The organism is Halalkalibacter lacteus (assembly GCF_036663595.1).
GTDB lineage: Bacteria > Bacillota > Bacilli > Bacillales > Bacillaceae_D > Halalkalibacter > Halalkalibacter lacteus.
Genome location: NZ_JAWRVL010000059.1, coordinates 1 through 9322, shown reverse-complemented (window position 1 = coordinate 9322; position 9322 = coordinate 1). Strand labels below are relative to the sequence as shown.

The following is a 9322-nucleotide window of genomic DNA, read 5'->3' as shown; positions in this document are numbered from 1 at the left end:
AATGTCCAAGGGGATGAACGTGATGTAATTCTCTTTTCCATTGGTTATGCGAAAAATGAAGAAGGGAGAATCTATAATCGTTTCGGTATGTTAAATCAACAAGGTGGCGAAAACCGTTTGAATGTTGCTGTTACACGGGCAAAAGAAGGGATTATCGTCGTCTCTAGTGTTGAACCTGAAGAATTAAATGTAGCCAATACAGCTCATATCGGCCCAAGAATATTAAAATCCTATTTGCAGTACGTAAGGGCTGTTTCCCAAATAGACCATGAACAAATTAAAGCGGTTGTGAACGATGTTCGGGATAGCTCTAATACCCGAACGCAACAGACAGAAATAAGCTTTGATTCGCCATTTGAAGAACAAGTATACAAGCAGCTTCTTCATTTAGGCTACAAGGTTGACACACAAGTCGGAATGTCAGGCTATCGCATTGACTTAGCGATCATTCATCCAAATGATCCTCATCGTTATATTCTTGGGGTCGAGTGTGACGGTGCGATGTACCACACTTCTAAAAATGCAAAAGAACGAGACGTGTACCGCCAACGCTTCCTTGAAAATCGAGGATGGACCATTGAACGCATCTGGAGCAGGAACTGGTGGAGAAATGCATCAATGGAGATCGAGAGAATTGATCAAAAGGTGAAACAATTGATGAAGGAAGAAGAGGTGAGAGAGAAGGTTGAAATTTAGTATGGTGAAAAAGGCAGGTAATATCCGATGATGAACTTGCGAAAAAATTAAAAGTAAGGTTCATGAGTGATTATAATTATTTATAATCTTGACAATCTAAAGCCAAAAATGCGAATGAAATTTTCATTACACAGTGAAAAATAATCGATGAGAGACTGGGGGTTATGTGTCTGACCCCCATGCTTTAAAGTACTGGGGGTCAGGCACCATTCTCATAACAAAACAAATTGTGCAATTGCACGAGATCAAAAATGTGCCATTCTCAGAAATGCTCATGCTTTACCGAGTGAAACGAACCCATAAAGAGAATATCATTGGCACGATACAAAGAGCTCTACAAAAAGAGGGTATTCCATATTATTCAAATGGGGACACCTTCCTTTCAAGAAGAGCATTCCAACTTCCTCTCACCAGTCATCCATGCGATATTAAATTCACAAACGATTGAGGTTGTCTATCACACACAAAGTCGTGACGTCACAACAAAACGTTTGTTTGATCCTTATTATTTAATTCTGAGGGATCATCGCTTTTACTTAATTGCGTATTGTCATGAGAAGAAAGAGTTTCGTACGTTTCGATTAAGTCGATTTCTTGAGGTGAAACAAACGGAAGAAACATTTACTAAACAAGATTTTAATCTGAAGGAATACTTCCAACACACATGGTCGATCATCCAAGGAACGGACAAGATTCATTTTAAGGTCTTATTTAGCTCGAATGTGGCTCGTTACATAAAAGAAGAGGAGCTCTTTGTGACACCGAAGTTATCGGAAAAGAAAGATGGAAGCTTGTTGTTTTAGGTTACATTGAACCATGACCGAGAATTCCTGTAATGGATCATGCAATATGGAATGGATTCAGAGATCATTGAACCAATTGAATACCGAGAAAAAATGAAACAGATGCTGGCCGACTGGTTAAAAATTTACCAATAAAACATTTGTTCGCTGGCAATGGGTTGTCATTTCACCTTGTTATCCTATTAATGTAAATCACATTTAATAGGGGAAAACGAAATGAATAAAACAGAGAATTCTTCATGTCAGCTGTAGTTGCGGCAGTAATTGCAACGGGTTGTGATGAGGAAGCAACGATTGAGAAGGTAGATGGAGAAACACAAACAAGTGCAGGAACAGAGAAAGAAGTGAATTGGTTAGAGGAAAAGAACCCTCTAACAGAAGAAGAGCAAATGATTAAGAGCATCGTACAACATTTCTATACGACGGATGCGGAAGCGCGTGAAAAAGCGATTGATGATTACATTCACCCCGATGTTCAACCGTTGTTTCATCTTATGAACGGTTTTACCAAAGAATCTGAGTTCACAACGCTTGATATAAATCAGTTTGCGATTATTGAATCAATGGAGCATGGAGAAGACGGAGAAACCGGAATACTTACTCTTGCTAGATTACAAGATGATGGAAAGTTTGAAGAAATGTTGTTCTTTATTTACGAAGACAAACTAGGCTGGATCTTTAGCCCTACTGTTGAAGATGATGAAATGCGTCATACGTATTATGAATTGCGTACACTTCTATCAGCAGACACACCACCAGAAGACCTGTTAGTCAAATATGAAGCAGAAGAAAGTCAAGAAGCTGAGGTAGATTCATCAGAAGGTAATGAAAATGAAGTTGGTACACGAAACAATCCACTGACAATGGAGAACGGGTAACTCTTTCATATAACGACCTTTTTCAAGGTAATGTTAAATGAGAAATTGAAATGCTAGAACTCTTTACTGGCGATGAAGCTTGGGATATGATCCGCAAAGTTAATGAGTTCAATGATGAGCCAGGAGAAAATCAGGAATATGTGTTAGCGAAGTTCCATGTGAAAGTACATGAGGTGGAAAATGAACCATTTGATTTAAATCATGCTCAATTTGACGCCGTAAGTTCAGGTGGGAATACGTACGATGACTATATTTCTGTCTCCCGACTAGAACCAGACTTATGGAATGAAATGTATGAAGGGGCCGAACGCGAAGGGTATACGTACTTCCTTATTGATAAGGATGATGAAAATCCGTTAGCAGCATTTCAACGTTGTTCGGATGCGGAGGTGTGGTTTGAGTTGAGGTAGGGAGGAATTGAGCTAGCTGGGGTGTGGGGGCTTGGCTAGCTCTTTAGTCTGGAGGTATGCATATTTTCCGTTCTAAGTACAGAAATGTGAAGACGGTAGTAACGGTTAGCTTAAGTCAAATGTGTCTTGGGTGACCTAGAATCTGAAGGTAATCGGTTACTCCAGTAGGATCACGCACTTTATATACAAATCAATGTTCTTACAACCGGACATTCGACAAAAACTAGCATTCTTCGGGTGGTGCCAGGAACGACTTGCCATTGTGCTTGCATATGTGTAGGCATTTTTTTATGAATTACTCTATGTTAGAAATGCTAGAGAGGAGTATCGGATTACATAATCAGGGATTTGAATTAACCTAATACAAATTTCAAATCTCATATAACTTTGTTAAATTATGTTAAAATAAAACATGATTATAAATTAGAAAGAGTAATAGACCTTTAGTCATACAGATTATAGATTAGAAAAAATGGAGGAGACAAACCATGTCCTATTGGATTTTTCAAGGAAACCCAAAACGTTTTACGATAGATAAAGACAAATACCCGGATCTTCATGATATTGATAGCTATGTGGAAAAAGGGAAGGTCATTGATTGGAGTGTAAGACAGAAACATCATGTAAAAGATATTCAAATCGGTGATCAAGTTTTCATTTGGCGCTCGGATGGTGAAGAGAAAAATAGTGGTGGGGTTATTGCCTTAACGGAAGTGGTCACAGAACCTATTCTTAAGGATAATGATGTTCCGGCTGTTGAACTGAAAGTGAAGGAATCTCGCTTAACGGCAGCTGAAGGGATGTTGCTTAGGCAACAGTTGAAAGAGCTTCCAGAGACGAAACAGTTACTTATTTTACGTGCACCTCAAATGACGAATTATAAATTAACAGAAGAAGAGTTTACATACTTACTCGATTATTGGAATCAACCGAGTGATTTAACGAATAAAACGGAGCTGCCACTCATTGAAAAATATCTTCATTTTTACAAGAATGAGTCGGATGGAACCTTAACGGAAATCGAATACATAAAAAAGAGTTATCACTTTTTCCAGCAACTTAGAGATCCTGCCTTTATTCAACAGATGGAGTGGGAAGACTTTCAAAAAATTGGGGAGCATGTTAATGCGTACCGTATGGCCATTGCTCGAAGTCGGGCGTTTGGTCGGATGAATGCATCGCTAGAGAAGTACCGTGATAGTTTTCATTATCTAGTTCATGGAAATGACCCGATTGAATTTCGAATGGATCAATTTTTAAATCATCCTGACTATAAATTATTTGGCATCGGCGCTAATGCACTGAGTGAAATGATTGGAAATATTTTTCCGGAAGAATATTGCTTTTACAATCAAAGAGATCGTGTTGCTGTTGAAAATGAGTTAGAGGTTGATCCGCAGTATAGTCGAGGGGATTCGTTTTCTCAAAAGTTTGTTAAGTTTCAGAACGCATTAAAAGAAAATGAGATTGCAGGTAAATATGAAGCGATTGTGGGTCGTCTAACGGATCTTCCTATTTATTATGAAGTGGACCAATTCTTTAGCTTTGTGTTTGAAAAAAGTAAGCTTACTGTAGAAGACGAAGATGAACTGAATCAACCTCGTTATTGGCTGTTAGCTGCTGGAGAGAGCGGAAAACTATGGGATGCATTTAAGCGTAAAGATCAGATTTCCATCGGATGGAGCAAGCTGGGTGACTTACAGAAATACAACAACAAAAAAGAAATCTCTGAGAAACTAAAAGAGCTGTATGAGATCGAACATACACCTATGAATGATGCTCTTGCTAATGACCAGTTTGTTCGTGAAATGAAAGAAGGCGATTATGTTTTTATCAAGAGCGTTCGAACAAAAATAATTGCTTTAGGTGAAATTCATTCACCGTACCAATATGATCCTGAAAATGGAGAGCATCATTCTTATCGTGAAGTGAAGTGGTTGCGAGAGGGTGAATGGGATGTATCCGATTTGCCTGTACATACGAAAACGTTAACGGATATTACTCCATACGAAGATTATTTAGATTTGTTGCTGAACCGAGTTGAAATGAAAGAATATTCACCTTCAACTGAAGCAGGAGATCTAGTCAAAGACGAAGTTAGTCCTTACACCATCGATAAAATAACAAGTGATGTTTTTATGGATCTTGAGAAAATAGAAGATGCGATTGAGTCACTAGACTATAAGAAAAACATCATTTTACAAGGCCCTCCAGGTGTAGGAAAAACATTTGTTGCCAAGCGATTAGCTTATTTACATATGGAAAAGAAGCAGCCGGAGAATATTGAAATGGTCCAGTTTCATCAATCCTACTCCTATGAAGAATTTATAAGAGGATTTAAACCGAATGAAACCGGACACTTTGAACTGCAAGACGGCTTGTTTTATTCATTTTGTCAAAAAGCGCAAAAAGATCCAGATGAAAACTACTATTTTATTATTGATGAAATTAACCGTGGAAACCTGTCAAAGATATTTGGCGAAGTTATGATGTTAATGGAAGCAGATAAACGCGGAAGTGAATACGGGATAAAACTGGCTTATAGTAAGGGGGATGAAACTTTTTACATCCCTGAAAATGTCTATGTGATCGCAACGATGAACACGGCAGACCGCTCGTTAGCAATGGTCGATTATGCCCTCAGAAGACGGTTTGCTTTTATCGACTTAGTACCTGGTTTTCACACCGAGGCGTTTGAGGAAAACTTAAAATCAAAAGGCATCAGCCAAGGGTTTATTGAAAAAATTAGAACGTTCATGGCTGAAGTGAATCATGAAATTACGAGTGATGTTATCAATCTTGGGAAAGGATTTGAAATTGGTCATAGCTACTTCTGTCCAGATGAAGTCCAAGATGAGCAATCATGGTACGAACGCGTCATTCGTCTAGAAATTAAACCATTATTAAAAGAATATTGGTTTGACCAGGAGGAAAAGGCTGATGATCTCATCCAAAGAGCCTAGAGTCCCAGTCAAGAACATCTACTACATGCTCGTCTATGCCTGGAATCATCCACATGAAAAGCATTTCATTTCCGTATATGACGAAGACGAAAAAGATTTACTAGATCTACTCAGTAAAGTGCTACTAATGAAAGTGAAAGCACTTATTAAAAGAGGGTTTTATAAAGAATACATCGAGACACAAGAAGAATCAGGGATTATACGCGGAAAGATCCTTTTCAAAGAATCCATACAAACCTTCTCCCATAAAAGAGGGAAGATGCACATTCTACAAGAGGATATGTCCTATGATATTCTTCATAACCAACTCATTAAGGAAACGTTAAGTTTTCTAGTAAAACAAGAAGACATAAAAAAAGAGTACAAGGCTGAAATAAGAAAGATTCTGACTTATTTTGATGGCATCTCGTTAATTAAAGTAAGTCCGCAGTTATTCAATGTGATCAACGTACATCGAAACAACCAACATTATCAGTTCTTATTAAACGTTTGCCAGTTCATTTGGGAGAATGCCCTTCTTCATGAAGGAGAGAGTGAAAAACGGTTCCAAGACTTTTCCCGAGATCACCAACAAATGGCGCAGCTCTTTGAGAACTTTGTGAAGAATTTCTATAGAAAAGAAATACAAGGTTCCAAAGTGAAAAGCGAATCATTCTATTGGGTTGCCGAAGGAGAAAAGGCAGAATTCCTTCCCATTATGAAAACGGACATATCTTTAGAGTTTGGTAATCGGAAAATTATCATGGATACCAAATTCTATAAGGATATGTTTGGCGCAAACTGGAACAAAGAAACGGTTCGAAGTGGGCATTTGTATCAATTGTTTGCTTATTTGAAGAATGATGAATATTACTCTGGGCGGAAGGCGACGGGGATTCTATTATATCCGAAGGTGCATAAAGCGATTGATTTGAGTTATGAGATACATGGGTTTGATGTGAAGGTGTGTACGGTGGATTTGACGGAGGAGTGGGAAGGGATACATGAGCGGTTGTTGGGAGTAATTAAGCCCAATCGTTTATAAGTCTCTTGAAATTCTGTTTAGAAAATAAGTGACAAAGAAGCATTTTTCTTCGTATGTAGATACGAATGCCAAGGGGGAACTAGCCATTTTCTGATTTAATAGATTCGACAAAAATTAACTTTCTTCGGGTGGTGATTAGGCACGGCTTACGATACTTGTATCTTTTTTCATTAGCATTGCATAAATAAGTATCTCTATTGTCAATCGAACTGTTTCGTTGAAGGTTACATTAGAAAGAATATTCTGATTTTATCGTGGTGGACCTAAGTGAAAAACGGACAACACTGACATGTGCGGTAGTCCTTATCCACAATTTTACATTTATAGATGTTCCTAGTTAGTAAACACTGGATCGTACGTTAAGTCGTCTAAATGGCTCACCTCACCTTCAAGGAATTGTTGCTCAATCACTTGAAACTCTGCCTCCCAGTTCAGTTTTCGACGTCCTTTCGATGAACGCGCGGGTTTCCTGGAAGAGCGCATAGGAATACATCAAATCCATCAAATAAGAGTGTTTTTATCGTTTGCTTGATTTCAAGTAAGGGCCCCTCGTGATGGACACTTTGTTGTAAGAGCACTTGTAAACAGTACGTGATGAGAGCGATCCAGATTTGATTACAAACGGCATTCTCACTCTTGCCGTAGAAACTTTTGATCTTGAGGTGCTGCTTCATCCACTTAAAGAAGGTTTCGATTTTCCAACGATAGCGGTAGAGTTCGCCAATTTCGTTAGCTGAGAGTTCAAAGCAGTTGGTTACGATGATCACAGTGGGATACGGGTTCCTGTCCCTCAGTACGTTAAAGATATCGATGATCGCTGATGTTAATTCTTCGTCCTGGTCATCGCGAATTTTAGCTTCATAATAATACGTACTTCGGGCCATTTGTAGGACGTCGCACATTGCTGATACCGAGCGAACCCATTTATCAAAGGCAGATGGTGTCAGCTCGTATTCTTTGATAATCTCAGCCCGTGGCTTTCCAGAGACATGCAGCTGAACAATTTGTTCCTTGAATTCTTTGGTGAAACTCCTTCGTACTCGTTTGGTCATATGTGATTCTCCTCAGGTTTTATTTGAATCAAGTGTATATGACCTTAACTAACTTGTCCAACTAAGTATAACCTATCCATAGTCGTCTTCAAGAGCAGAGTATTCGTAATCATTTATATCTTAATAATAAGGTAGGTTTACACAATAAAAACATACTTTTAGTAGATGATTTTGTTGATTCAAAATGGACTTTTACAGTAGCAACGGAACTACTTGGAGAGGTATTTGAAAACATTACAGTAACGCCGTTTGCTCTAGCTGATACGAGCGGTAGTGATTAAAAAGAGGTGTGCTTAATGCAGTTTACAAATAATGAAATAGCTACTTATTTATTCTGTGCGCAATTAACACAGACGAGAACAACCCCATTAACAATTCTTGAGTGGAATGCAGTTGTAAAGTCATTAAGTAAGAAAAACTGGAGCCAGAGCTATTGCTTAAAATAACGTCTAATGAGTTGGCAAATGTTCTAGTGGAAACAACAGAATCACAAAAAACTAGAATTTTAAAAAAGTAGAAGCACGACAAAAGCTGGGTATTTCTATGTTAGAGTTAAAGGAAATTATTCATCAAGGGTCTTAGTTCAAGAGCAGTTAAGCTTAGAAGATTATATTAAATAATGTAATTTATACAAACCCAATCCTATTGTTAATGAGAATCCATTATGAATTTTGCCTAATGGATTCTCTTCAATACTTATTCTAATTCAATGAGATAAACTAGTGACAAGGGAAAGTTTTATTATCGTATTAATATATATATACCGAACTCATTCCAGATTTTTCTTTGAGATAAATGGCCATACGTACGTAATTCATGATTTTGATGAAATAACACCCGATACATATAGATACATCTACAAATACTACAAAGAGCAAAATCCGCCATTCAAATTAACTTATGAATTGGTAAATGATATTGACGATATTTTAGATGCCCTGCTGATAAAATGTGAAAATAAATATTGTTGTAGTAAAAAATCGATTCATTACATTAAAACGAACTTTTTCATCAGTCTCGGACAGTTCTTGTGCTTCTTTAAGGAAGCACAAGAACTGTCCCTTTGCTTTTTTTGATTCAGCAGGTTCATATTGCTGCTATCTTACATACGATACTATAACTTTTGTACTATAGGAGGGCGACATATTGATCAAACATAATGCCCCGCCAGATCATTCAACCCCAAAAAATAAAAGACCCAATTTCCTTGTTATCCTTGTTGATGAGGAGCGTTTTCCAACAGCTTATGAAAATAAAGATCTAAAAGAATGGCGTAAAAATCATTTGAAGACACGGGAGCTTCTACAAGAAAACGGGATGACATTCTTAAATCATTATATTGGAAGTACAGCTTGTTCACCTAGTAGAACAACGCTTTACACAGGCCAGTATCCTTCCCTACACGGGGTCACTCAAACGACAGGTGCAGCAAAAGGAGGTTTTGATCCAGATGTATACTGGCTTGATCACAATACAGTCCCTACTTTAGGTGATTA

The 9322-nt window shown here is 37.9% G+C and carries 10 protein-coding genes; 9 read left to right on the top strand and 1 reads right to left on the bottom strand.

What is annotated here, in order from left to right; all coding sequences use genetic code 11:
• The 7 genes from SAZ04_RS21175 to mcrC all read left to right on the top strand — a co-directional run.
• Window positions 1–696 (top strand): AAA domain-containing protein (locus SAZ04_RS21175; RefSeq protein WP_332699337.1); only part of this gene is annotated, 696 nt, incomplete at its 5' end.
• A 314-nt stretch (window positions 697–1010) separates the two neighbouring features.
• Window positions 1011–1499, top strand: a complete 489-nt coding sequence (locus SAZ04_RS21170; protein WP_332699334.1) for a WYL domain-containing protein — start codon at window positions 1011–1013, stop codon at window positions 1497–1499.
• Between the two features lie 39 nt (window positions 1500–1538).
• Complete coding sequence (locus SAZ04_RS23735; protein ID WP_488803353.1) at window positions 1539–1634, top strand: hypothetical protein; 96 nt, start codon at window positions 1539–1541, stop codon at window positions 1632–1634.
• A 104-nt stretch (window positions 1635–1738) separates the two neighbouring features.
• A complete protein-coding gene (locus tag SAZ04_RS21165; protein ID WP_332699331.1) occupies window positions 1739–2377 on the top strand; it encodes a hypothetical protein in 639 nt (212 codons plus the stop codon).
• A gap of 50 nt (window positions 2378–2427) precedes the next feature.
• Window positions 2428–2787, top strand: a complete 360-nt coding sequence (locus tag SAZ04_RS21160) for a hypothetical protein (RefSeq protein ID WP_332699328.1) — start codon at window positions 2428–2430, stop codon at window positions 2785–2787.
• Window positions 2788–3275: 488 nt separating this feature from the next.
• Window positions 3276–5750 (top strand): AAA family ATPase, encoded by a 2475-nt coding sequence (locus SAZ04_RS21155; RefSeq protein WP_332699325.1) that lies wholly within the window; start codon window positions 3276–3278, stop codon window positions 5748–5750.
• Entirely contained in the window at window positions 5728–6774 is a 1047-nt protein-coding gene (mcrC, locus tag SAZ04_RS21150; RefSeq protein WP_332699322.1) for a 5-methylcytosine-specific restriction endonuclease system specificity protein McrC, read from the top strand. Before SAZ04_RS21155 ends, mcrC begins: the two co-directional genes overlap by 23 nt.
• Window positions 6775–7205: 431 nt before the next feature.
• Here the strand turns inward: mcrC and SAZ04_RS21145 are convergent, their stop codons facing one another.
• A complete protein-coding gene (locus SAZ04_RS21145; protein ID WP_332699319.1) occupies window positions 7206–7826 on the bottom strand; it encodes a transposase in 621 nt (206 codons plus the stop codon).
• A gap of 296 nt (window positions 7827–8122) precedes the next feature.
• On the opposite strand from SAZ04_RS21145, the gene SAZ04_RS21140 reads away from it, so the two are divergent.
• Window positions 8123–8272, top strand: coding sequence for a hypothetical protein (locus tag SAZ04_RS21140; RefSeq protein ID WP_332699316.1), 150 nt, complete (start codon window positions 8123–8125; stop codon window positions 8270–8272).
• A gap of 700 nt (window positions 8273–8972) precedes the next feature.
• A partial coding sequence (locus SAZ04_RS21135) for a sulfatase-like hydrolase/transferase (RefSeq protein WP_332699313.1) occupies window positions 8973–9322 on the top strand: 350 nt, incomplete at its 3' end.

Excerpts from the sequence above, each read along its gene's own strand:
- SAZ04_RS21145 (WP_332699319.1), bottom strand. The coding sequence starts at position 7,826 with ATGACCAAACGAGTACGAAGGAGTTTCACCAAAGAATTCAAGGAACAA.
- mcrC (WP_332699322.1), top strand. The coding sequence starts at position 5,728 with ATGATCTCATCCAAAGAGCCTAGAGTCCCAGTCAAGAACATCTACTAC.
- SAZ04_RS21160 (WP_332699328.1), top strand. The coding sequence starts at position 2,428 with ATGCTAGAACTCTTTACTGGCGATGAAGCTTGGGATATGATCCGCAAA.
- SAZ04_RS21140 (WP_332699316.1), top strand. The coding sequence starts at position 8,123 with ATGCAGTTTACAAATAATGAAATAGCTACTTATTTATTCTGTGCGCAA.
- SAZ04_RS21155 (WP_332699325.1), top strand. The coding sequence starts at position 3,276 with ATGTCCTATTGGATTTTTCAAGGAAACCCAAAACGTTTTACGATAGAT.
- SAZ04_RS23735 (WP_488803353.1), top strand. The coding sequence starts at position 1,539 with ATGCAATATGGAATGGATTCAGAGATCATTGAACCAATTGAATACCGA.
- SAZ04_RS21165 (WP_332699331.1), top strand. The coding sequence starts at position 1,739 with ATGTCAGCTGTAGTTGCGGCAGTAATTGCAACGGGTTGTGATGAGGAA.